The 24509-nt window shown below is 42.9% G+C and carries 21 protein-coding genes and 1 pseudogene; 8 read left to right on the top strand and 14 right to left on the bottom strand.

The window, feature by feature from the left end:
* Positions 1–67: 67 nt before the first annotated feature.
* The 5 genes and pseudogenes from MSG34_RS15795 to MSG34_RS15775 form a co-directional block, all read right to left on the bottom strand.
* Positions 68–2458, bottom strand: a complete 2391-nt coding sequence (locus MSG34_RS15795) for an AAA family ATPase (protein ID WP_248338416.1) — start codon at positions 2456–2458, stop codon at positions 68–70.
* Positions 2455–3168 carry an ABC-three component system middle component 1 gene (locus MSG34_RS15790; protein ID WP_248338413.1) on the bottom strand — a complete coding sequence of 238 codons (714 nt, stop codon included), beginning with the start codon at positions 3166–3168 and terminating at the stop codon, positions 2455–2457. The genes MSG34_RS15795 and MSG34_RS15790 overlap by 4 nt, the downstream gene beginning before the upstream one ends.
* Complete coding sequence (locus tag MSG34_RS15785; protein ID WP_248338412.1) at positions 3165–4595, bottom strand: ABC-three component system protein; 1431 nt, start codon at positions 4593–4595, stop codon at positions 3165–3167. The genes MSG34_RS15790 and MSG34_RS15785 overlap by 4 nt, the downstream gene beginning before the upstream one ends.
* Positions 4596–5319: 724 nt before the next feature.
* A pseudogene (locus MSG34_RS15780) lies at positions 5320–5628 on the bottom strand (iron-containing alcohol dehydrogenase); the annotation flags it as partial.
* 261 nt (positions 5629–5889) lie between these two features.
* On the bottom strand, positions 5890–6042 hold the full coding sequence (locus tag MSG34_RS15775) for a hypothetical protein (RefSeq protein WP_248338411.1): 153 nt from the start codon (positions 6040–6042) through the stop codon (positions 5890–5892).
* Positions 6043–6532: 490 nt separating this feature from the next.
* Here MSG34_RS15775 and yjjG point away from each other — a divergent pair, with 490 nt between their 5' ends.
* Both yjjG and yddG read left to right on the top strand, forming a co-directional pair.
* Entirely contained in the window at positions 6533–7207 is a 675-nt protein-coding gene (yjjG, locus tag MSG34_RS15770) for a pyrimidine 5'-nucleotidase (RefSeq protein ID WP_248338410.1), read from the top strand.
* 254 nt (positions 7208–7461) lie between these two features.
* Complete coding sequence (gene yddG, locus MSG34_RS15765; protein ID WP_050643984.1) at positions 7462–8391, top strand: aromatic amino acid DMT transporter YddG; 930 nt, start codon at positions 7462–7464, stop codon at positions 8389–8391.
* 39 nt (positions 8392–8430) lie between these two features.
* Here yddG and MSG34_RS15760 read toward each other — a convergent pair whose 3' ends face one another.
* Positions 8431–9327 (bottom strand): cation diffusion facilitator family transporter, encoded by an 897-nt coding sequence (locus MSG34_RS15760; RefSeq protein ID WP_050633104.1) that lies wholly within the window; start codon positions 9325–9327, stop codon positions 8431–8433.
* Between the two features lie 294 nt (positions 9328–9621).
* Here MSG34_RS15760 and MSG34_RS15755 point away from each other — a divergent pair, with 294 nt between their 5' ends.
* Entirely contained in the window at positions 9622–9972 is a 351-nt protein-coding gene (locus MSG34_RS15755) for a hypothetical protein (protein ID WP_048616886.1), read from the top strand.
* A gap of 57 nt (positions 9973–10029) precedes the next feature.
* Here the strand turns inward: MSG34_RS15755 and MSG34_RS15750 are convergent, their stop codons facing one another.
* Entirely contained in the window at positions 10030–10908 is an 879-nt protein-coding gene (locus tag MSG34_RS15750) for a LysR family transcriptional regulator (protein WP_016797108.1), read from the bottom strand.
* Positions 10909–11069: 161 nt separating this feature from the next.
* Between MSG34_RS15750 and MSG34_RS15745 the strand changes: the two genes are divergently transcribed.
* The 3 genes from MSG34_RS15745 (at position 11070) to MSG34_RS15735 (ending at position 14507) form a co-directional block, all read left to right on the top strand.
* Positions 11070–11669, top strand: coding sequence for a methyltransferase (locus tag MSG34_RS15745; protein ID WP_017064785.1), 600 nt, complete (start codon positions 11070–11072; stop codon positions 11667–11669).
* Positions 11670–11983: 314 nt separating this feature from the next.
* A complete protein-coding gene (locus MSG34_RS15740; protein ID WP_248338409.1) occupies positions 11984–13549 on the top strand; it encodes a YjjI family glycine radical enzyme in 1566 nt (521 codons plus the stop codon).
* Between the two features lie 43 nt (positions 13550–13592).
* Positions 13593–14507: a YjjW family glycine radical enzyme activase gene (locus MSG34_RS15735; RefSeq protein WP_248338408.1), complete on the top strand. Its 915-nt coding sequence runs from the start codon at positions 13593–13595 to the stop codon at positions 14505–14507.
* Between the two features lie 75 nt (positions 14508–14582).
* Here MSG34_RS15735 and MSG34_RS15730 read toward each other — a convergent pair whose 3' ends face one another.
* From MSG34_RS15730 to yccS, 5 genes are all read right to left on the bottom strand, one after another.
* A complete protein-coding gene (locus tag MSG34_RS15730) occupies positions 14583–15494 on the bottom strand; it encodes a LysR family transcriptional regulator (protein WP_248338407.1) in 912 nt (303 codons plus the stop codon).
* A gap of 76 nt (positions 15495–15570) precedes the next feature.
* Positions 15571–16833, bottom strand: a complete 1263-nt coding sequence (locus MSG34_RS15725) for a hydroxymethylglutaryl-CoA reductase (RefSeq protein WP_061038594.1) — start codon at positions 16831–16833, stop codon at positions 15571–15573.
* Positions 16834–16994: 161 nt separating this feature from the next.
* The gene (locus tag MSG34_RS15720; protein ID WP_061038426.1) at positions 16995–17315 is read right to left on the bottom strand and encodes a hypothetical protein; all 321 of its coding nucleotides are present in this window, start codon (positions 17313–17315) and stop codon (positions 16995–16997) included.
* A 121-nt stretch (positions 17316–17436) separates the two neighbouring features.
* Positions 17437–17622, bottom strand: coding sequence for a hypothetical protein (locus MSG34_RS15715; RefSeq protein WP_029235859.1), 186 nt, complete (start codon positions 17620–17622; stop codon positions 17437–17439).
* 332 nt (positions 17623–17954) lie between these two features.
* On the bottom strand, positions 17955–20138 hold the full coding sequence (yccS, locus tag MSG34_RS15710) for a YccS family putative transporter (RefSeq protein ID WP_050621661.1): 2184 nt from the start codon (positions 20136–20138) through the stop codon (positions 17955–17957).
* Between the two features lie 177 nt (positions 20139–20315).
* Between yccS and helD the strand changes: the two genes are divergently transcribed.
* Both helD and MSG34_RS15700 read left to right on the top strand, forming a co-directional pair.
* Positions 20316–22391, top strand: coding sequence for a DNA helicase IV (gene helD / locus MSG34_RS15705; protein ID WP_248338406.1), 2076 nt, complete (start codon positions 20316–20318; stop codon positions 22389–22391).
* Between the two features lie 87 nt (positions 22392–22478).
* Positions 22479–22829 (top strand): VOC family protein, encoded by a 351-nt coding sequence (locus MSG34_RS15700; protein WP_248338405.1) that lies wholly within the window; start codon positions 22479–22481, stop codon positions 22827–22829.
* A 120-nt stretch (positions 22830–22949) separates the two neighbouring features.
* Here the strand turns inward: MSG34_RS15700 and MSG34_RS15695 are convergent, their stop codons facing one another.
* Positions 22950–23405, bottom strand: a complete 456-nt coding sequence (locus tag MSG34_RS15695) for a methylglyoxal synthase (protein ID WP_017064778.1) — start codon at positions 23403–23405, stop codon at positions 22950–22952.
* Between the two features lie 60 nt (positions 23406–23465).
* Complete coding sequence (torT, locus tag MSG34_RS15690; protein WP_248338403.1) at positions 23466–24494, bottom strand: TMAO reductase system periplasmic protein TorT; 1029 nt, start codon at positions 24492–24494, stop codon at positions 23466–23468.
* Between the last annotated feature and the right edge of the window lie 15 nt (positions 24495–24509).

Here is a 24509-nt window from a genome sequence, read left to right as displayed (position 1 = left end):
GCTAGGTTTCATCAATAGAAGGGTAATCTAAATTCGAATTACCCTTCAGTTGGAAGGCTATGCTGGCTTATTCAGCATGAGGTTTCAATTCAACATTTCTGTATCTAAAACGATTTGTTGGGATAAATTCTTTCCTCTGCATCAAGTTGACGATTTTGACACTCTCATTGTGCTTTAAATACTTGTAAGTGAAGTATCGAGCAACTTTATCCTCATGCGTTGATAAAATCACCTGTCTATCCTTAAAGTCATTTCTTAGAACCTCGACTAGGGACGACATGTTAATGTCATCCATAGTTTGGACAGGATCATCTATCAGTACACTAGAAAACCGAGAAGAGTATACTTTGTGCAAAGCTAATGTTAGAGATATTACTATTGCCGAGATCTGTCCAGAGCTCATCGTATTTAGAATATCATGGTCACTTTCCCAGTTAGACACCAACCGGACGTTTTTAAGCTCTTCATTGCCTGTAGGATCTTTTATGAATATCCCATGCCCTAGACCTGCTTGGTGAGATTGAAGAATCTTTCCTGAGTAGATATAGAATGGAATCTCAATTTCTGTTATTAGCTTTTTTCTGTACTGTTTAATTTTAGTCTTGACGACCCCTACAAGATCATTCACTTCAACTTCTGCTTTATGGAGTAAAGCTTTAGTACTTATTAACTTGGCGAGTTTTTCTGCTACTTCTTTCAGTGAGCTAAAGTATAGTCCTTTAATATATCGTTTTTTACTCTCCAATTGTTCTTCTTTTATCTCAGCTGTTCGAGCCTGCTTAGACTGAAAATAGTCAACATATATACGGTCGAAAACTCCGTTCACATTCGATTCGTAATAACCTTCCGGGGCAGTACCAACAACCGAACGGATACGTTCAGATAAAAGGTTAGAAGCTTCCCTTATATAATTGCTACCGCCTGATACAGGGAAAGAAGACGCTAATAGATCATCAAACTGTATACCTTCTTTGAGAAGCCATTCTCGCAGATTATTGAATCTACTCTCCAAGTTGCGTGCTTTTGATAACGCGAGTAGCTCCTCCTGAGACGGAGAAGGGTTTTGCTCGATGTAATCAGAACACTTTTGAACTAAAGGTAGAACGAACTTAGCATTAAATTCTTCTCTCGCCTTGATTAGAGCTTTGTCTTGTCCAGTCAACTCTTGTTTAAGTAAGTCACCATGTTTGGCAATAGCATCACTGAGAGCTGTGTGGCTCTTATAGTCATGGCCACATAACATGCAAGCAGATTCCTCAGGCACGTTACTTAAACCACTTTGCATAGCTTTATGATGGGTAACTAGTTCAGAGTATATCGAGTTCAAGCCAACAGATTTTTTCTCCAACTTGATCAGTTCATCGAGCTGATACTTGAAAGTTTCAATATCTTTAAATGCTAACAGTTCTAGAATGTCATTAATATTTTCATTTACGGCTATCTTTTCTAAACTATTCGAGTTCAGTTCAAGTAGAAAACTCCTAATTATACCGTTCTCATTTGATTTTTTAACATACCTATCATACTTACTAATGCTGTTCACATACCCAATATACAGTTGGATCACTTCTTTTTGCGCTATAGCGTTTTCAAATCGTAGATTGCGAAAGAAGAAGTTCTTATGTGTTAAGAAATCTTTAAGATATTCGATTTCCTTAAGAGAATTGTTTAACTTTTCTTCATTTAGGTCTGGAATATTTTCAGCATCCCAAAATGCGAAGTCTTTGCTCTCCTGAAGCCAAGGTAAAATAAAAAAGTGAGCTTCCAAACCTTCAGTTTGTGCACTAGTTTTCGCATCAATGTTGTAACGTGTTTTAAGTTGCTCAATTTGAGCGGATTTTTTTCGCTTCCGAGCTGTTATTTTTCCTAGTATTTCGACTAATTTCTTTAGTTTTTCATCGGCATCACGCGTGTTACCAAACAGTTGAGCAAGTTCTTCTGCTCGTTGCGTTTCATTCTTTGATTTGAGGAACCTTGAAGTCTCTTCTTGTTGAACGTAGTGAAAGAGTAAAAAATCACGTTTAAAGGCACTACTTTGAAAATATGTATCTAGTTGATTCTGATTAGAAGGAATAAAAACGCCATCAACAATTTCATATATATCCCATAACTCTTGAAATCTAGAAATTTTCTTTGCACTATTTGGTATAGTTCGTTTTAGTTGTCTGATAAAAGTTCTGGTACTGCCGTCATTATCACAAAACTCTAGTTCAATCTTTACATTATCTCGGCCTTGATGAGCAACAACAATGTCTGAAGGGTTCTGACGCCCCTCAAGTGATATAAGACGTGTTAAGTTTCCAGTCAACCCGAGTTCAATACCATCGAATACCGAGGTCTTGCCGTAACCATTAGGACCATCGAGCAATATGAGGCGTTGATCTGCAAAGTTAATGGTATAGGGATCTTCTCCAAATATTTTGAAATTAGTGAAAGTAACTTTACTAAGTTTAATCACGAGCTTACCCCCCATATACCTTCAACTTTTTCTTCTATGTTGTCTTCTTCCCATAACTCGGAATTTTCCGTTAGGTTCTTATATATACTTAACTGGCTAGAGGAAAGTGATAGTTCTATATCATCAATTAAGTTAGCCAATTGTTTCTGTTGTGGTAAGTAGCTAATAAAAGGTAGCTTTAAGACTGATTTTAATAGTAACGAATAATAGTCCTTCTGCTCTTTGTTGTTGTTTTTGAATTGTAAGAAACTCATTCCACCATTTTCATTTATGACAATATTAATTAATTCTTCATTCAAAGAACTTAACTGATTTCTATCTATGTAGTCCTGAAGATCTATTAGTTCATCCTCTGTATAAGTGATCACATTCTTTTTAAAGTTGTATTGATCTTCTTCTATCATTAGGATGGTGGTCCTGTTCACTTGATCTTCTTTATGGCAAAGAATAAGAGTGCAGTTCTTCTCAAACTCTTGCCCTACAAAACCACTTATGATGATTTGGTCAAACCAATCCTGTGTATGATGTTCAAGAAACTGTTTTGCAGCCTCATTAGATTGCTCATGAAGTTTGACTACTAGAAAGTATTCTTGTCGATGGTTATCCACGCAAGGTTTAAACAGATTTAGTTCCGCCAACTCTTGATGTAGAGGTATATCAGTCTCCTGATACCCATTACTATTGAGGATAATATTTATTATTTTATTCATGAACTTAGTGCAACCTTTGCGTTTGATATTGGTACTAAAGATATATTACTTAACATATCATCCCTCTTCGAACGAGGGTCATCATCATCTCCTATTGGAGCTTCAGTATGGGTTATTGATTTAGGTGAAAATAAATGAATGTCAGAACCATCATAAATAATATTCTCGACTTCAAATAGAAATTCCCACATATTGCTATTCAATATTATTTTCTTTTCAACATGAGTAAGTGGGATCCCATTCATTATTGTGCTGGGGATAAACCTTTTAATTGGTAAAGAAGTCGTTTCATACGTAATTTGGCACTTTTCTTTTACATTGGATATGCACTTGTAATCCAACTCATGGAGTATTTTAATTAATACAAATCGAATGCCATTCTCATCAACTTTTAAAGCGTTTTCGGTATTGTTCAATTCCTGTAGGTTTATGTGAGGGCAGAAGTGTCTATAGTAATTCCACAACTCTAATGGTTCTAAATTCAACAAGATGTTTTTGGCTTCTTTTAAGTTACATTTATCATCTACTTCTTCATAGGAGTCAGGATCGTTGATGTATTCGTCAAGTAAATGGGCAAACTGTTCTTTGAAAACGCATGATAAGTAATGGAGCCCAATATCTTCGTGATCTTGAATAGCAGCCTCAATGATTTCAACGAAGCTTATAGATATCTTATCAATCCCTTGCTTGGCTTTATGTCTATCAATTATATGTTTGTCCATCATACCCAAAAAGTAATGTAATGTTTGTTCAACACGTTGTTGAGTATTTATTAGGTTCCTTGATGATAGTAATTTCGATATTTCAGATTTGATTTTTTCATTGATAGAATTGAGGTCACAAAAGCTATTGCCGTCATCGTAAACATAAGCCTCTAAACGTGAAATCGCATCGTTTTGGTTTAGAACTATATCAGTTAACATGGAACATATATCTGTTGCCGAGTCACTAGGAAATGCTGATCTAATGATTGCTGCGGGCTTTGGTCTGTTAGGAGCGTCTGATATAGCCTTTTCAATGATAGTGTTGCCGACTTTAGGGTTTGCCCCTCTATATTGGTCTATTATCGATTGAATATCATCTCTCAACGAGTCGATTATACAAGTAAAACTTGCCTTCGGATTAATTTGCTTCCAAGTATGGATCTTCCCCAACACATTTGGTTTTTTTGATAGTTCTAAAGTAATCTCCAGCAGGGCATCCGAATATTTGCTGTATGAGGAGGTGTTGTAGGCTTTCACTTGATGAAAAGAAACAAAAGTACCATTGTCACGTACCTCAAAGTCCTCATTGTCTTCTAACACCAAGCTCAGCTTTGATAAATCAGTTTGTACTGGTAATGCGTTGATTTGCAGTAAAGTGTAGTAAAGAGCAACCTTGCCTTGATAGTTAAACCCGCTCCAAGAAGGTGATGCATCAAAAGCCATCTAAGGACTCCTATATCACATTGTATGAATGTCATTTCTAGTGGATAGTATCTTGTTGACAGCTGGATTCTTTTGGCTGTGAAACCTATGACTCTACAACCGCTACACATATCACCACGAGAACTAGTTGTCGAATGTAACACAGTATGCATATTTCAATACTTGATTTAGCTCCTATATTACTCAAATGTGCGCACTAAAAATTCCATTGCTTCAGTAGCTTAGAATCTAGAGCCCCTTATGAACAGATCTTTGGCTTCTAGTGATGTAATCTCATGACTTGTTGTGCGAGATGTATCTTAACCCCTCTAATCAGGTGGCTAAATTCACTTGCTACTACAGATACGTTTTCTAATCCAATATGGTTGTGTTAGTGCAATAGTATTAACACGATAATGTCCAGAAGTGATTTCGGTGGCACAAGGGAAAGTCGTAAGAATAGGTCACGCTTCACCACAAAAAGTGTCAGATCGTGTATGAGTCAGTACACTTAATATCTGCACGCATTTGTGCGTGCGCAATGTGACATTCGTATTTTTAGTTATGGATCTGGTGCTAATAAAATTTTAGACGGAAATGCTTAAATGAGTAGATTATTAGATGTATTGTTAGACGCAAGAGTGTTTGAGCGTAAATATGGAGGGCTTAGACAGTTTGGAGCCTTTTGCTATAAGGCTTAGGAGGTGGCTTATAGTATTTGTGTCTATAATTTAGTGCCACAGTACGCACAGTCGTGTGGAGAACCGCCACCTAGAGAAACAACAAAATCACAATCGTTGTCAGTCAGCAATTCTAGACCATCGTTCACGTTAGTGATGGTTGGGTTTGGTTGAGTGCCGTCGAATACAACTGCGTCTACGCCACGCTGGTTAAGAAGGTCTTGTACCTGCTTAACCACACCAATTTGATTCAGGATCTTATCAGTAACGATCAGACCTTTTTTAAAGCCTTGAGACTGAATGCTATCAGCAGCATCCTTCAGACAGCCAGTACCCATGAAGTTGATTGTAGGGATGTAAAATGCAGTAGACATTGGAAAACTCCGTTAATTATGATTCTTAATTTCCTACATGTTGTCGGCATTCAAGTGGTCGACCATTGATCTGGAACAACTTTGATTCCGAACTACCACTTTGTGGCTAGTCGTTGTGATAGAGCTCATATAGCAATCGTTTTCATGGTTTTTGGCTGTGTTCTTTGTCAGTAGTGATTAGCGATAAATTGGCTCCACCAAGAGCAGGATGGTGCTCTATAACAATGAAAAATAAGGTTTTTTCACTGAACGTTGCTTTGGTTAGGCTGGTGTCGACGTTTTATCGGAGTCTTCACTGCATTCAATTTGAGGATCTTGCGACTCTTCAGAATCAAGGGTGTCTTCTGGCTCCTCATCATAGTATTTGACAAGAAAAGGGGTGAGCATGACAGATGATGGTAAAAAGTGCTTCATAATACCTCCCGGTACTTAAGTGTATTTTTAGGGCGTGTTGATTTTTCGAGCTGATTTTTGCAGCGAGTTGCTGGGCATTTATACAAGGCAGAGGCTTTGATGTGTAGCTTGCCTACATGAGAAGCCGTTAACGTAGTAGAAATGACCAGCAAACGCTGCCCGAAGGGTTCGGCTAAAAGCGTTTTACTCTTTGTTGAGGGAAATTTGCTTAGAATGACTAGGCTACGTCCCCTCGCCGCGATTAAAACGCTTTTATCTCGAACAAAACTTAACCACGAAAGGTCAACACGCCCTAGTATGGTATTGGTTTAATATGTGGCAAAATTTGCGATACATCATGAGTTGCGACTTGTTTTCTATAAATTATTAGATTTATATACAGGCTCACAAATTTGAGGGTAAAGTGATGCTTCGCCGTTTTAGGCCGCGATAAGAACAACGAAAAAAACAGTGTAGGCAGTGCTCAACAGCGCGATTAATAGGAAATAAAATGAAGTACGATTGGATATTCTTTGATGCAGACGAGACCTTGTTCCATTTTGATGCTTATCAGGGAATGAAGCTGATGTTTTCTCGTTTTGGTGTGGACTTCAACGAACAGGATTATTCGGCTTATCAAAAGGTTAACTTACCACTTTGGGTCGATTACCAAGATGGTCGCATTACCGCCGACCAACTGAAACACACGCGCTTCGAAAGCTGGGCTGAGAAACTAGAGACAACAACGGCTGCTTTAAACAGTGCATTTTTAACGGCGATGGCGGACATCTGTTCTTTATTACCGGGTGCACAAGAGTTGGTGGAGTCTTTAAAAGGCAAAGTGAACATGGGCATCATCACTAACGGTTTTACAGAGCTGCAGTCAATCCGTTTAGAGCGCACAGGAATGACGGATTACTTTGATCACGTGATCATTTCTGAAGAGGTTGGGGTAGCCAAACCGGATGCCGAGATTTTTGAATATGCGCATAAGCTGGTTGGATTGCCATCGAAGCAAAGAATATTGATGGTCGGGGATAACCCACATTCCGATATTCTAGGTGGACTCGATTTTGGCATCGAAACGTGTTGGTTAAACAGCCAAGAAAAGGCAGCACCAGCCGGTATCAATCCTCACTATCAAGTGAAGTCTTTGGCTGATTTGCAAGCTCTGCTGCTGGCTTAGTCAATAGTTAACAACTGACTGCAACTAGCGAATACACAATCATAGTCGGTTGATTTCGTCAATCGACCAATGCTTTGTAAATTGATTGGTGTTTCGTTAGTGGATAGATGCTTCGTTAATTGATTAATGTTTCGTAAATTGATAGATGCTTTGTAAATAAATTGTTGATGGCCGAGTACGAAAATGTACTCGGCCAATTATTTTGAACTTGGTTTAACCATAGAGTGACCACCAAAACAGATAAAGGAAAAGGCGTGCTGAAATCTCATCGTTATAGCTGCTACGGTATTATCGCCATTTTACTATGGAGCTGCTTGATTGCTCTGTCTCGTAGTGTCTCAGAACAGCTAGGTCCAATTGGTGGCGCGGCCAGCCTTTATACGGTGAGTTCGCTGTTGTTGGTTTGTGTTATGGGGCTACCTAAGCTTTCACGCTTTTCTAAGTCTTACTTGCTGATTGGCGGCGCCTTGTTCGTTTGTTATGAGATTTTCTTGGCTTTGGCGTTGGGAATGGCGAACAGCCGACATCAAGCGATAGAGATGGCGGTAATCAACTATCTATGGCCAGCACTGACGGTGTTATTTGCGGTGCTGCTGAGCGACAAGAAGATTAACTGGCTGGTTTATCCAAGTATCTTCTTGGCATTCTTTGGTGTGGCTTGGAGCATCAGCGGTGACCAAGGTCTCTCTGTCGACCAGATTGCTGCCAATATTGCGACCAACCCTAAAACCTATTCTATGGCGTTTTTCGGTGCGATTATTTGGGCTGTTTACTGCAACTACACCCAACGTGTCGCGAAAGGGCAGAATGCGATTGTGCTTTTCTTTATCGCTACAGCGATTACTCTGTGGATCAAATACGCATTGAGTGATGAAACCGGCATGGTGATGACAACCAGTGCGGCGATTGATTTAGCATTAGCTGGCGCTTGCATGGGGGCAGGCTACGCACTTTGGAACACGGCGATTCTTGGTGGCAACATGGTGTTTTTGGCAACCATGTCGTATTTTACGCCAATCTTCGCGACGCTGCTTTCCTCGGTGATTTTGGGTTTGTCATTGACCATGACGTTTTGGCAGGGCGTATGTATGGTAACTGTTGGCTCACTGGCTTGCTGGTGGGTAACAAGAGACAAGCCGACGGCAAAGGCGTCGGCTTCTAAAAAGGTTCAATCTCAGTCGTAATTTACGCTGATGTTCCAGCGTCATTTATTAGGTGAAAGCTTAGCTCGCGACATTGAGGTTCAATTGAAGCTCATAAGGCATCTTCGATAGGCGTCGCTTAAGTTGGCGGCGCGTACGTTCAATATCATCGACCGCAATCGCTTGTTGGTCGTTGGTATGAATATCAACATTGATTCGTAATTCTGGACCAACCTTAGTCACACCCATCAGCTCCAAATCTTGCTCCGCTTCTTTGTCTACCGCGACAACGTTCTTATCGACCGCATCACAAATATCTTTGTTTGCCGACATCATAAGCAGTTCGCGCATGGCTTCACGTAACATGTCGAAAGGCACTTTGATGAAGTAGAAAGACATTAGCAACATCATCATTGGGTCGGCATACACTGCGTATTCTGCAAGCGGAGAAAAAGTAATTAACCAAGCCGCTACGAAACCCGCTGTTACCGCTACACTCAGTAGCGTATCCATCTGCCACTGCTTAGACTCAGCCTGAATCAGACCTGAAGAAATACGTTTACTCTTATTCGCGATGTACCACCAAGCGTAACCACAACCCAGTACGTTGAAAATACCAAACAGAGTTGCAATAGAAGCATCAACTTCACGACCACCCGTCATTAGGGCACCAATCGCAGAGTAAAGTGAATAACCAACCACAAGCAGAATCACAACGGCTTTGATGGCAATCACAATCGGTTCGATAATTGCTCGACCAAACGGGAACTCTCTATCTGAGGGGCGATTGATGTATTTCGAGGCAGCTAGTGACAATAAAGTTAACAGTAAGCTGATAAGAGAATAGACACCGTCAAATACGATGACCAGAGAGCCAACGAGAAGACCCAACACCAATCCGCCAATTGCGAAGCCTGATGCTAAAAGGGCTGAGAACAATAGTACTCGATTTTCGTTTTGGCTTTTCCTGTCACACATAATATTTTCCAGATGTTTTTGATAACTTCATTGTTCTAATATTGAGCTAACTTTACAAACTTTATCTGATGACGTTTATATGTCTTATTTAAGTGAAATATATAAATACATTAAATTCAGTGGCTTAAGTTAAATTTAAGGTGTCAATAAAGTTGACGTTGAGTGTTTTTTTGGGATGGTGTGCAACTGAAATAGGATCGTTTATGATTAATAAAACACATTAGTCGCTAAGGTTTTATTGGTCTTCTAGATTGAACTGCGACTGCGACTGCGATGGCCAAGGAGTGAATCAATATGAAGTTTGACGATATCAGTGATAACGAGTTGTGGGCGATTGCTAACCCGATTATGGATAATCTGATGGATGGTTCAACCAAGGTCGACCATGAACAGCACTGCCGAGACTTTACTCAAAGAATGAAAGACATTGTTACGCCGGAATATTTAGAAAAGGTGTGTCACCATTATCAGCACAGTAATGGCTTTTTTGCTGAGCGTGAGCCAGTGGCGCTGTTTAGACGTTCAGACTCCATCGCTTTTGTGTGGAAACAAGCTTACACCATCGCCAAAGGTGAGTTTGTCGCCGAAATGGTATTGGTTGAAGAAGATGGACGCTACTTAGTGGATCACGTGATGGTTTTTTAGGAGCGGTGCTGTTTGTGATTTTTCCCCTTGCTATGGACGATAAGTAATAAGCGTGAGCTAGAAATCAAACAAGTAATCACTAAGCTGGTCAGCCAACCAATTCATTCCTGGGTGCTCAGCCATGCCAGCTGCGGTAAACATACAGTAATCTTCTTGCGTTAAGCCGTAGGTGTGTTTGATCACTGCAAGCTCTTGTTCACGCAGTAAATGGCGAATCAATGGCTCTGGCATTACGCCCCACGCCTCTTCACGTAAAATCGTATCCAACATAAAGTCGAAGCTAGAGAAACCAATGTAACGACGAGAGAAGGGCTCAAGCTCAGGATTATCCTTTTCATTAAGATAAACCATGGTCGCTTGCATTGAATTTCTCAGTACCTCATCAGACACTCGTCGCATCGCACTCAGATCATGTCCTTTCTTACATACAGACATCATTCGAATCTTACCAAGCGGATTGTAGATAATTCTTGGGTCGTCGACACGTTCGTAATCGACGCCAAATGCGAAGTCGACTTGTTGAGTTTCAACTAGGTTAGCTAAGTCACCGCTCGACGCGAGAACGAAGTTGAATGAGGTAGAAGGGTACTTGTTATTTAAGGCGTGAGATAAGTCCTGCCACATTTCATCGGGTAGGGAGTCATCTCGTGCTATCCAAATCTCCGCGTTAAATTCGCCCGAAACATGCAAGCAGGTTTGTTTAATACGCGCCGCCGTCACCAACATGCCTTCGCAATCTTTGTAAATCGCTTTACCCGCTTCTGAAAGCTCAACGTGGTTTCCGCTGCGGACGAACAGCTCGACATCTAACTCTTTTTCCAAAGCTTTAATCGACATGCTGAGTTTGGTTCGGTTGCATTCTAATTGGCGTGCAGCTTCAGAAACTGATCCTAAATCAGCAACGGAACAAAAGGCTTGGACTTGAGAAAGGTTCATTTCATTTCCATATTGAGCGGGGGTCGGTGCATATTATCTGAATATTGTGCTGACTATCTTAGAAATAGTCCATCTTTGCATGATAACTCTATGACGAATTGACTAATTTGGTTTACTCTGGGGAAGTTCCGAACCTACAAGAAGTAAAGATGGAGGCCATGATGGCGAAACAATGGGACGAATACGCCGTTGATTGGGATAAAGATCCCGCGACCGCAGTATTCGCACAGTCCGTATTTGACCAGTTAACACAGCTCGTTGATTTAAACGGAACCCGTGTCCTTGATTTTGGTTGTGGTACAGGACTACTCAGCCAGAAAATATCTCCTTTAGCAAAAGAGATCATCGCACTTGATATCTCTGAAGGGATGATTGAAGAGTTAGATAAGAAAGAGTTACCTAACGTTGAACCGGTAGTTGATATTTTATCGCGCGGACTTGCAGCGCAGCATCCAGCATTCAGAAACCAGTTTGACCTAGTGGTAGCCTCTTCGGTGTGTGGTTTTATCCCGAACCTACAAGACACAGTCAGTCTGATTTACACGCTGCTTGAAAACGACGGCACGTTTGTACACTGGGATTGGTACTTGGAAAGCGACAGTGAAGACTACGGTGTAAGCCAACAGCGCTCAGAAAACGTATTGAGTGCAGCGGGCTTTGCAGTGGTTGAAGTCTCTACACCGTTCTCGATTGACACTCCACAAGGAGAGTTAAAGGTATTAATGGGTGTTGGACGTAAACAAGCGCTTCCTGATCTGTAATCGTGTGTATACCTTGAGCTAGCATTCAGAATGCTCATTTCAACTACTAAACCCACATTAACGACTTTAACGTCAGTTATGTGGGTTTTCTCTTTTTGGCGCTATCGTTTTAAACACAACGAGTTAGCGCTTTCTCATTTCTTCACTATTAACTCTGGTTTCTCTATTTCCCATCTCGCTCATAGAAAACTCAACACACCTAATTTACAAATCACTTATTTCCATTTTGGAAATATAGTCTTGCATACATTTCATTAGTGGAAATATAACGGTGAGATATAAAATAAGCCCATAATAATACTAAGGGTTTAATCATGAGCCACCAATCTGCGTCATCTACTTCTTCACCACTTTCAGAGCAACAACAACGCTTTAGCAATATCATTTCAGATGCCAACCTGTCACCAAAACAGAAGTCGAGCTATCTTGCCTTAGAAGCTGAAGCCAGCCTGCCGTATATGCCGGTAAGCAAAGAAGTAGAGCAAGCCTTACAACAAGGTGTGCTGTGTGACATGTTTGAAGGACACGCCCCATTTAAGCCGCGCTATGTACTTCCAGATTATTCTAAATACTTACATCAAGGCTCAGAGTATTTAGAGCTTAGCGCGGCAACCAACTTCGATGAAGCATTGAACATGCTTACCATCCTTTACCACCATGTTCCTTCTGTCACTTCAATCCCGGTTTACCTAGGTCAGTTGGATGATGTGTTGATGCCTTTCGTGGGCGACTTAACGGAAGAGCAGGTATACCAAAAGCTTAAGCTGTTCTGGATCATGTTGGATCGCACACTGCCAGACGCCTTTATGCATGTAAATATCGGCCCGACAGACAACATTATCTGCCGTACGATTTTACGTGTAGACGCTGAATTGAAGCAGATCGCGCCAAACTTAACCTTTATGTTCGACCCAGCCGTGACCCCTGATGATCTACTTCGTCATGCGGCGAGCAACATCTGCGAATGCAGTAAACCACATATTGCAAACTATCCCGCGCATGCCGAGGCTTACGGCGACAAGCGTTTTGGTATTGTGAGCTGCTACAACTCTCTGCCGTTAGCGGGCGGTTCCAACACCTTGGTGCGTATGAACTTAAAGCAAGTGGCGTTGAAGTCAGAGGATAGTGCTGACTTCTTACAACAAGTATTGCCGAACTGCAGTGGCATCATGGTTGAGTTGATGAACGCTCGAAGCCGCTTCTTGCATGAAGAGTCTAACTTCTTCGAAGGCTTCTTAACCAAAGAAGGTTTGATCGAAGAAGATCGCTTTGCGCCAATGTTCGGTATTTATGGCATGGCGGAAGCCGTCAACATCTTGATGGAGAAAGAGGGCAAACCGGGGCGTTATGGTCACGATGAACAGGCTAATCAACTTGGTCATCGTATCTCTGAAAAACTGGCTGAGGTCGTTGAACGCTCTGAAGTGAAATATGGATTAGAAGGTAAGGCTCTGCTACATGCTCAGGGCGGTATTAGCTTAGATGAAGATGTGACGCCGGGTGTTCGTATTCCTTATGGTACCGAGCCGGATCCTGTCTCTTACGTTCGTGCAACTGCGGGTCACCATAAGTTCTACACTTCGGGCATCAGTGACATTCTGACCATCGACGAAACAGTGAAATCTAACCCTGAAGCGATGTTCAACTTGTGTAAAGGTGCGATTCAAGCGGGTTACCGTGAATTCACGGCTAACGTGGCATCAAACGATTTGGTTCGTGTGACGGGTTACATGATTAAGCTGTCTGACATTGCCAAATACGATGAGCAAGGCTCACGCACCAATACCACCTTCTTAGGTGCTGAAGCTGCGAAGAACACGGGCATATTAGAGCGTAAACCACGCGTGGCGAGTTTAGAGATGTCGCCGACATACGAATAGCTTTAACGTGTGTTTTGAGTTTCGACTACGAACAATATGAATTATGAAAATTTCTGATCTAACAACTCAAATGGCTAGGGTTAAAAATAATAAGACAGAAAAACAAGCAAAGGTCAGCCGTGTGCTGACCTTTTCTTGTGTTGACGGCCCGGGAAACCGCTTGGTGCTGTTTCTTCAGGGCTGCAACTTTGACTGTATTACTTGCCACAACCCACACACAATTAATCACTGTAACCATTGTGGTGACTGCATTGGCGGCTGTCCGAGCAGTGCTCTGAGTCTTATTGATGGCAAAGTGAAGTGGGATCCCGCAGCTTGCACCAACTGCGATCAGTGCATTGATATCTGCGATCATAAGTCGAGCCCGAAAATTACCACAATGACGGTCGCTGAGGTGCTTGAACTCGTCAGACATAATCAGTTTTTCTTGAGTGGAATTACCGTTTCTGGCGGTGAAGCGACCATGCAGTTGCCATTTATCATCGAACTGTTTGAGGCGATTAAAAGTGATCCACAGTTAGGGCACCTTACGTGCTTTATTGATAGTAATGGTTCGCTGTCGCTGCAAGGGTGGGACAAGGTGTTGCCTTATCTCGATGGTGCGATGATTGACCTAAAATCATGGCAATCGGAAACGCACCAATGGCTGGTGGGCAGAGGAAACCATAGGGTGTTTGAAACCATCAATTATCTTGCAGGCAAAGGAAAACTGCACGAGGTTAGGTTGCTGCATATTCCAAATAAAAGCGATCTTAAAGATGAAGTTGAACAGGTGGGGCGTTACTTGAAGACTCTGCCAAGTGATGTTCGAATTCGACTGAATGCGTTTCAACACCATGGTGTGATTGGTGAAGCGTTAGATTGGCCGAAATGCACCGAACAACAGATGCAGAGCTTTCACGATAAGCTATACACCATAGTCCAAAGACCGATGCAAACTCCTGAGGTTTATACCTAACCTCTATGTTGCTTAGGCGGTCAATCAGGCTTCTAAGAACGTTAAGTTTTTAAAGATATTAAGCCTCTAAAAATATTAAGCTTCTAAAAACAGGTCACACAACCATTTGATCGCTTGATCATTCATGTTGGGTTTATTCCACACCAAGCTATACGCCACCTTACCGTAATCAAAAGGCAAGGGCTTGCTCATTAAGCCCTGAGCTTGCTTAGCACGCTCAGCCCACTGTTTAGAGCAAGTGAACAGGAAAGGCGTGTGATGACACAACACAGCCGCAGCTCCGAAGTCCGCGACCGATATTGCCATCTCTCTTGGCTGGTGGCATTGAACCAAGTTTTGTTCAAAATAAGGCTGAGACAGTTCGTTATCTAAAATCCCAATGTGCTTGTAATCTAAGTAGCCTTCAATCGTCAGCTCTTGCTGAGCAAGAGGGTGGTGTGCGCCCATTAAACAAACCATCTCGTCAGGAAGAATTGTTTCCCAAACCAGTTCTTTGTTATCGGTCGGCGGCTGAGATATATCATGGGGCAGTAAGATCAAATTGACCTTGCCACTGAGTAAAGCATCGAAGCCGAGCTGTTGTTTCGAATAGATGTTGAGCTTCGCGTTTGGCGCGAGTTCAGTGGTGATTTTACTTATCTTAGAGGCAAATACTTCGAAGGTACTTTCACGCATCGAAAGTGAAAAACTGCCTTGGTACTCCTGAGGGGTAAAACTCTTCTGATGAAGCAGTCCGTTCATGCTTGAAAGAATTGCGTGAACCGTGGGCGCTATCTTCAGAGCAAAGGGAGTCGGGATAAGCTTGGTACCATCTCGATAGAAAAGCTCATCATTCAGAATGTCACGCAGCTGAGACAGGGTTTTGCTTACACTCGAAGGGCTGACACAGAGTTGCTCTGAGGTTTGAGTGACACTGTGGGTGTTCAGCATAATATGCAGCGCAGTGAGGTGCTTCAGGCTCACCCTAGATAAGTGTAAGTAATCCATTTATGACTCACGCATTCAGATTGGCTTGTGATTTTGTATGAACGGACAAAACCGAACAAGCCAAATTGGATAAAGGTTATTTACGAGCTAACTTATGGTGCGCTCGTGAAAAGTGGCCGGCACAAAATGCGCCCACAATCGATAGCTCACCCGCCAAACACAATGCAGCACAAACTTCAGCGAGTGCTTGTGATTTACCGTTGCCATGCAGCCCAAGTAAATCTAAACAGGCTTTTTGACTTGGTAAGCCGGTACCACCGCCGACAGTCCCCACCATTAAGTTAGGCAGTGTCACGCTAGCGTATAAACCGCCTTCTTTGTTGAGTTCCATACGCGTCATACCAATAGCTGACTCAGCGACACAGGCCGCGTCTTGGCCACAAGCGATATAAAGTGCCGCCAGCGCATTCGCATAATGAGCATTGATACCGATAGTACCACTCAAAGCGCCACCGACTGTGGTCATTTGACCAAACTGGACCATCTTCTCTGGCGTTGTGTGTAGATACTTCGCGACAAGCTCAGCAGGGATATTAACCTCAGCAGTTACCTTTTTACCACGAACGCTACGCAAGGTTTGGGTATTGGCTTTTTTGTCGCCGGACAAGTTGCCATCAAGGAAAGCATGGTCAGGCTTAACTGGCGTATTTTCGATGATGTACTCAAACACGGCATTGGTTGCGATGGTCACCATATTCTGACCAGAAGCGTCTCCGGTTAAAAATTCGAACACCAAGTAAACATGGTTACCCTCGATGTTGATATTGATGTCGGTCAGCTTGCCGTGTGATGTTGTTGATTCTGCCAAGATCTTGAACTGGTCATACTGAGTCACAGCCCAAGCCACAAACTGTCCGGCTTCAACTAATCCTTGGAATGCAAAGCCAGGAGTACGTGTTACACCCTCATTGAGCAACATAGCACTGGCACCACCACAAGCCGTAATTAGCTTAGAACCACGGTTATAAGACGCGACAAGCGCAGCTTCTGTGGTCGCGAGTGGTACGAGGTAATCGCCCGTAGCAAATAGGCCATTAACTCTTAATGGGCCAGACACACCGACAGGGACTTTAACTGTGCCAATAAAGTGCTCAATGTTTTTCTCATAAGCTTGGATCTGGCTTTGCGTATGAGGGTCGAGCAGTTCTTGTTGTGAATCTGCATTATCGAGCGCTGCCCAACGACGTGTGAGATTCTTTTCTGTCAGGTAGGGGCTAGGTGTCAGCTTATTTACTGGCTTTTCAAAATGAGGCTGAAGCTTTTTTTCTAATTCGTCTGCGGAGATGTCGCCTCCTAAAATAGAAACATAGTCACGGCGATGCAGATTTAGTTTTGGCATAAATAGTATGAAGTAAAGTTTGTGCAGCAAATTGGTTTGCGCTGATTCTACCGAGTAATAAACCAGAAACAAGCGCCTGATATAATGAGTTACAGTTTGTGTGGTTGTTGAAGCAAAAAGCAGCGAAGTTTCGCGAAATATAGGCTGTATTTGAGCGAAATTTAGATATGAATGTCGAGAAGGCTACCGATGGCTTCGTTTTGACGATCAACCACACTCGCACCAACGCGGTTATAACTTGCGCTTTGTGTCAGTTTAATCAAGGAATCGGTTGGAGATGAAGCAGGTTCAGGTTCTTTGTCTTTGAACGAAATGGATTGTTCAGGTTCTATTTGATTAAAGCTGAGATCGCTAGTTTGGAAAGTGTCGTCGGAATCTAGAGCGTGTTTGGAGGCTTGGTTGAGCTCGATTGCGGCTTCTTCAGCCATGTTAGTAGACTGCTGAATAATGGCGTAACCAGATTGAATACCAGATATCGACATATCAGAACCTTTTATTGACGTATGAAATGAGTCTAGGCGGACGATATTTTGAGCGCAATGGTGAACAGATGAAATTTACGGTGAAAATGTGAACTTAAGCTAAAATAGTGATGTCTGTCTATTAACTGAACAGGTCATTTAGCGCGTTTAACTCTTCATCAGTAAGCAAAGAAGGCTTCTCTGTTTCAAGGTTGCCGTCGATCTCACCCTGAAGTGCTTTTAATTGTTGTGGGCTAAGAAGCTGTATTTGCTGCTTAAATGCTTCAAATTGCTGTGTATTCATAGTGTGACCTTTGTTCAAATCCATATGCTCTTTAGAGCATAGCCTACTGATTCAGGAAATCAAACAAGATTAAGTGCATATTAAATGATGTTTGAAGTTTCTTGAAACTAAGACAACTATAAATTCCTGTGGTCGTTTTTTGTCCGAGAAATGTTAGGCAAAGTTAAGGCTTGGTCAATCAAAGTCAGAAAATTCCTACAATGTAAAAACGCCTGCAACCCTTGTGGCACAAGGGTAGATAAGTAATTGCTCTACCCAATTAGGGGTATAGGTAAAGCAATGTATAAATATTTGTGATGATCAAAAGATAAGCAATTGGTGTTATCTTTTTGTTTTTACGGTATTTTGTTTGTTGCTCAAGAAGCTTCCGTTTCAAACGGCTTGTCGATCTTAACCTTAACGGCAAACTTGGTCGCTAAGGTATGCAGTTCTGGAAGCATTCGATAGATCAAATGGAGCTGTTGTAGAACCATTTTGACAGAATTCTCATCTTCTTCTCGCCATTCACTCAAACGTTTATCCAACTCAGGGTCATAAGCGTTTTTCACTTCACAATGCTCTTTATGAGAATAGAGTTGATCATTTAGAGCGTCGAGATGCTCGTGGATTACTCTGTGCGCATCTAGCACCAGTTTGTGTGTCGCTTCATCATCAATACGCGTTCTGTGAGCACCCAGTGCCGAGATATAGCTGAGTAGAGCATGATTGAGTGTTAAGAATCGGAAGCTCTCATCTTCAGAGGTGCGGTACTTACCCGGTTCAACCAACATGCTACTGATCGCGGCAGTCAGGTTTGCATCATTATTATGCGCACTACGACGAGCGATACGATAGTTAAGGCTATCTTTCTTACCGACGCGGTATTGGCCGATGATCTGAGCGAGATAGTTCTTATTGGAATCGAGCGCATCCGCCATCACTTTGTGCAGTCGCTTCGATTGCCAATCAGGCAACACATAAATGACAGCAAGCACGGCGAGAGCACAACCAATAAAGGTATCCGCTAACCTTGGCAATACTACCGCGTAGCCTTCACCTAATTGGTTAAAGCAGAAGAGCACAAGCAGTGTGATAAAGCCGGTCGCAAACCCATAGTTATTGATTCGAAACGCAAAGAACATCACGCCACTGATCACAATGAACACCAATTGGCTCTCTTGTGACGGGAAGAAGGTCAGTAACGGAACTCCGATCAATAAGCCTGCGACCGTGCCAATGACACGCGCCGTCAGTTTTTGACGGGTTGCACTGTAGTTTGGCTGACACACAAACAGCGTCGTCAGTAGAATCCAATAACCTCGTTCGATATCAAAGCCTTGGATAATCCCGTAGCCCAGCGTCAAAGTGATCGCCATGCGAATAGCGTGGCGGAATAGCATTGAATCGGTGTGCAAGTTAGCTTTGATCTTGTGCCACATTGCCGTCAAAGTATGAGGGTTGGTATCGTCCAATACACCTTCTTCAATCTTCTCTGCATCTGGGTTGCTGATATTCGAGAGCTGTTTTTCAACGGTTGCTAGGTTATTGAATAAGTAATCCAACTGGTTCAGCAGTGATTTCCACTCTGGGTTGTTCTGTTGATGCAGATGATTAAGCGAAGACATCAGTTCATCGAGTGCTAATACAGACTTGTCACCATGCTGGTATTCAGCGCCAACTTTCAATGAGCTCGCCACTTCTTTACAAGCTGTTGCCTGCGCTTCCAGTAGATACTTAAATCGAAACAACACGTCAGAGCGTTCAAAGTGTTTTGCTAGCTCTTGATAACGATAGTGGCTAGAGCTTACGCGTTCATGAATATCTTGTGCGATGAAGTAGGTGTTAAGAAATCGGTCACTAGGGCCGTCAATGTGTCCGCGCTTAGAGCGGTTGAGTAGCGTCGCTTTACACATGTTAAGTGCATTAACGGTACTCGCATTGAGCTTGGCTTCAATGATTCGGTGTGGTTGGGGAATCAAGTCTGAAACGGGGTAGAAGAGTTCCGCTTTTGAATCGATGTAATTACCGATTTGATCGAATACCGTGGCTAGGTTTTGCTGCACAGGTTGCATTGGCCACACTATCTGCCAAATCATCGACATGAAGTAGTACCAAGCGGCGCCAGTTAACAGTAAAAGCGGTTGAAACCAAAGGTTGGTGCTCTCGTGTGCACCAAGCATTGTATAGATGGCAACCAAGAGAGAACCAAACGCGATACTCGCGTATTTAGGGCCAATTGCCCCGAGTATAATAAAAGAGAAGGTTGAAACAAAAAGCCCGATCGCGAACAGCCAAGGCGTATCGAAGAGAAGCTCAATAGAGAAAGCCGCAACCGCGAAACAGATAAAGGTCAGCGTGAGTGCTTTCAAGCGCCCGGTAAAGCTGTCATCACTTTCCGCAAGAGCCGCAGCAATAACGCCTAAGATCAAAGGCGTGATCAGTGTGTTTTGTCCATAATACCAAGCAGGCACCACCACACCGAGCAGAGTGATGAGAATTAATATGCTGTAATTTATGGTTTTATTCGCCCAATAGAGGCGTAATTTGGCTGAGAAGTCCACAGTCGCTCACTTGACACACTAAAAACCATAATCCTAACAGAAATCAAGCACAAGAATTTGATACTTATCCATAATTGCCCGTAGGTGGTCATGAAAGCGTCGATAAGATATGAGATATTATTAATTCTCATTGCATCATGATATAAATTCAATATTCCCAATTAAGAGCACACTCCAATGCAGCTAAGCGCTAACAAGACTGCACAGTTTTTTATTCAAAATGAATATCATCAGGTTGAACTTGATGGTCCACGCTTGCTGTTATCTTCAGTAGGCAGTGAAGAGCGTATCCCATTTACTATTTGGAGTGGCAAGATCGCGATAAAGCGCGGATTGTTTTGGGGATCGCTACAATTTTTTGCTAATCAACAAGATGGAACACAGCGCAGTTGGTTAGTACAAGGCTTACCTTGGGATCAATGCCGTCAATTTGCACGCGCCTCAGTTACCGCTTATCAGAAGTGGCACGACACTCAATGTGAACAATTGGCTGAACATGTTCCTCAGTGGGAAGCTGAATTAACACGCCTTGAGCAACTCCCTGCTTTTCTACCGCATTCTAAGGTCAATACTTGGGTTGATATGGTCAACGCTGGTTTAGAAAGCATGACTATGACTCTGGATGAAGCCGCGCAGCGCATGCCAAATCGCATCGCAAGAATGCAGCCATGGTTGTCTGAAACGGAAATCAAGCAAGCTGAAAGAAATCAGCAATGGCTAGAGACCGAGCGAAAGAACTGGGAAGTGTTGTTTGCGCAATGTGAGTCGTCACCACTGAACTTATCGCAGCAATATGCGGTGTTGATGAATGATGATCACAACCTTATTTTAGCGGGCGCAGGCTCGGGTAAAACCAGCGTTCTAACGGCTCGCGTCGCGTATTTACTGCAAAGCCATCAAGCTCAAGCTGAAGAGTTGTTATTGCTCGCCTTTGGTCGAGAAGCGGCGGAAGAGATGAAACAGCGCCTCGACAGCAAAATTGGCTTATCAGCCGAGAAGGTACAAGTCAGTACTTTCCACCAGTTGGGTTTAAAGATACTGAATCAAGTTGAACCCGAACGCGTGGTTATTTCTCCTTTAGCGCTCGATGACAACCAACGCCAAGCATGGTGCATTGATTGGTTGAAGAAGCACTGGATGACACCGACCAACTTTAAACGTTGGCAAAAGCACTTGTCTAAATGGCCAATCGCTTATTTAACCGGAGATGATGAGCTTGGTAGCCATGTTTCAAACCTCAAATTGATCGGTTGGCTTGAAAAGCAGCTTGAACAGTTGAATGCGTCGGGTTTAACGAAAAAAGAAGTACAGCAACAGCTGATTGATCACCGAGACTATACGCGCCTCAACAGCGAGCTTTCACTGTGTTGGCCATGTGTAACCGCGTGGCAAAAGGAGCTGAAAGTACAGAATCATATCGACTTCTCAATCATGATCAGTAGAGCGACCCAGTATGTCGAGAAGGGCAAGTTTATCTCGCCTTGGAAGTTCATCATGATCGATGAGTATCAAGACATCTCGCCAGATCGTCTTGCCTTGGTTGAAGCACTTTGTAATCAGTCTAAAGCCGAGCACCAAGCCTCTATTTTTGCAGTAGGTGATGACTGGCAGTCGATTTACCAGTTTGCGGGTGCGGATGTGGATTTGACCACGGGCTTTAAGGATCGTTTTGAAAGCTCGACCATTCATCACCTCGATACCACTTATCGCTTTAACAATCAGTTAGGTGCGGTAGCTAATCGCTTTGTACAAGAAAACCCAATTCAGATTCCGAAAGAACTGAACAGCTTCAAGCAACAGAAACAGAAGGCGGTGTATAGTGCGCCAAGCAAAGAAGTTGAGAAGATTCTTGATCAACTGAACCGCCAATCTAAAGGTAAAACCAATAAATCGGTGCTGCTACTTGGACGTAATCATTACCATAAGCCAGAGTTGTTGGAAGATTGGAAGAAGATCTTCACCTCCATTGATATCAAGTTCATGACTTGCCACGGCAGTAAAGGTAAAGAGGCGGACTTTGTCATTATTCTTTGTGTCGACGAAGGACAGTTCCCGACCAAGAAAAAACAGCTGCATATTGATGGCGCATTGACTGAATCATCAGACGCTTTCCCTTATGCAGAAGAGCGTCGTCTATTCTATGTAGCAATGACGCGGGCAAAAGAGAAAGTATGGATCACGCACAGCGGTGACGGTTCTGGCTTTGTGCAAGAGCTGCATGGTTCTGATTACCCCGTCGTTCGTAAAAAGTGATGTTACTTGACTTGATTGTCTAAGATTAGATCTTCAAGCCCTGCCTTAATATCACAAGGCAGACGCATAAAGCATAAGGAGTTTGCTATGGAACACGGCTCTATTAACTACATTGAATTTGCTGCGAAAGACATCGCCGCAACTAAGGCGTTTTTCAGCCAAGTGTTTGGTTGGAGCTTTGAAGACTATGGCCCTGAGTATTCTGCTTTTGAAGGTAAAGGCTTAATAGGTGGGTTCTATTTGGCGGATCTGGCGTCGAATACGGATAACGGCGCGGCGCTGATGGTTTTCTATAGCCAAGATCTTGAGCAAACCGAGCGCGATGTAATTGATGCTGGTGGTCAGATAAACCGTGAGATCTTTAGCTTTCCCGGTGGCAGACGTTTCCATTTCAGAGAGCCAAGTGGTAACGAGATGGCAGTGTGGAGCGATAAATAGAGAGACTCTCGCACTGTTTTATGATTGAACTGTTTAATGTCTGAAAACGAGACATAAAAAAGCCTGCGATAAAATGCAGGCTTTTTAGTCTGTTCAGTAGAGAGCACATTTAACGTGCGATTACGTGCGCTCAGCTAGGTACGCTTCGTAGTCTGGGATCTCGATGATCACCTCTTCTTCAAGCAGTGAAGAGTTAAACAGGAAGTTAGCGGTAGCGCGGTTAGTTGCCACAGGAATGTTCCAAACACTTGCGATACGAAGCAGCGCTTTTACATCTGGGTCATGTGGTACAGCATTAAGTGGGTCCCAGAAGAAAATCAGCATATCGATTTTGCCTTCAGAGATAAGCGCACCAAGTTGTTGGTCACCGCCCATAGGGCCGCTGATCATGCTCTTGATTGCTAGGCCTGTCTCTTTACTTAGTAGAGAACCAGTCGTGCCCGTTGCGTAAAGGAAGTGCTTTTGTAGTTTTTCTTTGTTCTCTTTGACCCATCTTAGTAGCTCAGGTTTGAAGTGGTCATGAGCGACCAAAGCGATATGCTTGTGTGTTGGCATAGTGCGCGTTGTTTTTTGCATGAATGTTCCCTAAATAGTTGTTTCGTTTTTATTGTTTTGAGTTCTTCAGCCAATATAGCACTAAGGATTCACACTGAATACCGGACGAAACTCAGAAGGTGACAATGAGTCGGCGATAATTTGATCTTTGAGAGTTGCAGGTGTCAGCGCTTCGATAATCGGTGCGCTGTGTTGCTCGTAAGGTTGACCGCGTAAGTAACTCGTGGCTTGTTTTACCGACAAGCGACCTTGCTCAACCATTTTATCTGTTGGCGCAAAAAGTACCTTGTTACGAAGTAAACCACGGTAGGTTCCGTGACTTAGGTAACTGGAAATTAACCCAATCTCTTCGGTTTTATCGGCCGCTCGTAGCTCACTGATCGCAGCTTCAATAGCGACGGCACTTCCGACTATATATTGGATATCAGGTTCTTCTATCACCTGTTGTACTAGATTTCTTTGCAGTTCTTTATCGTTATCTGCCCAATAGCTGATCGCAATTTTGATATCACTCGACTTGATCGCATCATAAAACCCCAGTGCTACAGGCTTAGTGCCGCCACTCGCTTGCGGGCCAAGTAACAGGGCGATAGGTGTTTCGCCTGATCCTTTCGGGTGTCGTTTCGACAAAAACTCTCCGACTTGGTAGCCCATTTGATACCAGTCGACACCGACTGTGCCTTTCAATACCTTCTGTTGTTCTTCATTGACGGTTAACTCATTTACCGTAGCAAACACAGGCGTCGAGCCAACCCAATCGCTGAGATTGTCATGGTATGCATCGGGTGAAACGGTGCCTAAAATAATGGCATCGGCTCCCCATTGCGTGCAAAGCACCAGTTGTGAGGCTTGTTTGGCTACGTTGGGGTAACCGCCAGCTTCCAATACTCTTAGCTCAACTTGCTGCTTTTCTGCTTCAGAGATCATTCCATAGTTTACAGACAACCAATAAGAGTCTTTGAGGTGCGGATAAATGGCACAAATTTTCTCTTTGTGTGATGTGGCTTCGGCTGGTTTTATTGGGCTCAAAGGCTCGCTAGCACCTGCGACAGTAGTCACTGAGGCCAGTAGTGAGAGAAGAATTATTAAAGCGAAAGGTCTAGATAGCATGAATTGCCGTTTTAT

Origin of the sequence: Vibrio sp. 1CM2L, assembly GCF_023161695.1 — a bacterium.
Taxonomy (GTDB): Bacteria; Pseudomonadota; Gammaproteobacteria; order Enterobacterales; family Vibrionaceae; genus Vibrio; species Vibrio coralliirubri.
This window is presented reverse-complemented; position numbering and strand designations above follow the sequence as displayed.

Bases quoted from the DNA above. Each gene is read 5' to 3' on its own strand.
- MSG34_RS15785 (WP_248338412.1), bottom strand. From the start codon at position 4,595: ATGGCTTTTGATGCATCACCTTCTTGGAGCGGGTTTAACTATCAAGGC.
- MSG34_RS15750 (WP_016797108.1), bottom strand. From the start codon at position 10,908: ATGAACCTTTCTCAAGTCCAAGCCTTTTGTTCCGTTGCTGATTTAGGA.
- MSG34_RS15735 (WP_248338408.1), top strand. From the start codon at position 13,593: ATGAAAATTTCTGATCTAACAACTCAAATGGCTAGGGTTAAAAATAAT.
- MSG34_RS15745 (WP_017064785.1), top strand. From the start codon at position 11,070: ATGGCGAAACAATGGGACGAATACGCCGTTGATTGGGATAAAGATCCC.
- helD (WP_248338406.1), top strand. From the start codon at position 20,316: ATGCAGCTAAGCGCTAACAAGACTGCACAGTTTTTTATTCAAAATGAA.
- MSG34_RS15755 (WP_048616886.1), top strand. From the start codon at position 9,622: ATGAAGTTTGACGATATCAGTGATAACGAGTTGTGGGCGATTGCTAAC.
- MSG34_RS15715 (WP_029235859.1), bottom strand. From the start codon at position 17,622: ATGGATTTGAACAAAGGTCACACTATGAATACACAGCAATTTGAAGCA.
- MSG34_RS15740 (WP_248338409.1), top strand. From the start codon at position 11,984: ATGAGCCACCAATCTGCGTCATCTACTTCTTCACCACTTTCAGAGCAA.
- MSG34_RS15720 (WP_061038426.1), bottom strand. From the start codon at position 17,315: ATGTCGATATCTGGTATTCAATCTGGTTACGCCATTATTCAGCAGTCT.
- torT (WP_248338403.1), bottom strand. From the start codon at position 24,494: ATGCTATCTAGACCTTTCGCTTTAATAATTCTTCTCTCACTACTGGCC.
- MSG34_RS15790 (WP_248338413.1), bottom strand. From the start codon at position 3,168: ATGAATAAAATAATAAATATTATCCTCAATAGTAATGGGTATCAGGAG.
- MSG34_RS15775 (WP_248338411.1), bottom strand. From the start codon at position 6,042: ATGAAGCACTTTTTACCATCATCTGTCATGCTCACCCCTTTTCTTGTC.
- MSG34_RS15760 (WP_050633104.1), bottom strand. From the start codon at position 9,327: ATGTGTGACAGGAAAAGCCAAAACGAAAATCGAGTACTATTGTTCTCA.
- MSG34_RS15725 (WP_061038594.1), bottom strand. From the start codon at position 16,833: ATGCCAAAACTAAATCTGCATCGCCGTGACTATGTTTCTATTTTAGGA.
- yjjG (WP_248338410.1), top strand. From the start codon at position 6,533: ATGAAGTACGATTGGATATTCTTTGATGCAGACGAGACCTTGTTCCAT.
- MSG34_RS15700 (WP_248338405.1), top strand. From the start codon at position 22,479: ATGGAACACGGCTCTATTAACTACATTGAATTTGCTGCGAAAGACATC.
- MSG34_RS15730 (WP_248338407.1), bottom strand. From the start codon at position 15,494: ATGGATTACTTACACTTATCTAGGGTGAGCCTGAAGCACCTCACTGCG.
- MSG34_RS15695 (WP_017064778.1), bottom strand. From the start codon at position 23,405: ATGCAAAAAACAACGCGCACTATGCCAACACACAAGCATATCGCTTTG.